The organism is Streptomyces sp. NEAU-YJ-81 (genome assembly GCF_017592595.1).
Lineage (GTDB): Bacteria > Actinomycetota > Actinomycetes > Streptomycetales > Streptomycetaceae > Streptomyces > Streptomyces hygroscopicus_B.
The window spans coordinates 1-839 of record NZ_JAGFNO010000125.1; the positions used below are offsets into that span (position 1 = coordinate 1).

The following is an 839-nucleotide window of genomic DNA, read 5'->3' on the forward strand; positions in this document are numbered from 1 at the left end:
CCTGCCGGGGTCATGAACGCACCGCCTTGGCGAGTTGGCCGAGGCGGGCGGCGGTGAGTTCCAGCCAGCGCAGATCGGCCTCGAGATGGAAGAGGGCGTGGTCGCAGATGAGTTGGTCGCTGAGGTCGCCTTCGCGCTTGCGCTGGGTCAGTTCGCGCATCAGCCGAAGATGTTCGGCGCGTTGGACGTCGAGGAGATCGGCCGCGTCGCGCTCGGTGAGCAGGGCGATGACGACCTTGGTGTAGAGGACCGACTGGAGATAGGGCTCTGGCTTCTCGGGCTCGGTGAGCCAGTGCTCCACATCGGTGATGCCCGCGTCGGTGATGGCGTAGCGCTTGCGCTCCGGGCCACCGCCGTGCTCGATGCCGTCGACCTCCACCAGGCCGTTCTTCAGCAGCCGGGACATGGTCGAGTAGACCTGCCCGTAGTGCAGCGGGCGGTCGTGTCCGAATCGTTCGTCGAAGGCTCTCTTGAGGTCGTAGCCGTGGCGCGGGCCGCCCTCGAGGAGTCCGAGCAGGGTGTGGCCAATTGACATGCACGGCACTCTACATCATGCGTATACCTGGAGTGTATAGCTGCGCTGGAGAGTGTGTTATCGCAGGTCAGGTAGGTGCGGGCGGGGTCAGGGCTGGTTCGGTGCTCGGCCGGGGCCCTCGGGGCCCTCGGAGGGGCCCCCGCCCTCGGTGCCCTCGGCGGGCCGCCGTGGCGGGCGGCCCCGGCGCGGGATCGGGCGCACCGCGCCGGGCAGCCGGCCCGCGTCCGCGAGCGCCTTGCGCAGCAGGAACTCGATCTGCGCGTTGGCGCTGCGCAGCTCGTCGTTGGCCCAGCGCGCGAGGGCG

Annotated in this window: 2 protein-coding genes; both read right to left on the reverse strand. The window is 69.6% G+C overall.

Annotated elements, in window-relative coordinates; translation table 11 throughout:
• Window positions 1–10 precede the first annotated feature (10 nt).
• Complete coding sequence (locus J5X86_RS50210) at window positions 11–535, reverse strand: PadR family transcriptional regulator (protein WP_208523240.1); 525 nt, start codon at window positions 533–535, stop codon at window positions 11–13.
• Between the two features lie 87 nt (window positions 536–622).
• Window positions 623–839 (reverse strand): hypothetical protein (locus J5X86_RS50215; RefSeq protein WP_208523241.1); only part of this gene is annotated, 217 nt, incomplete at its 5' end.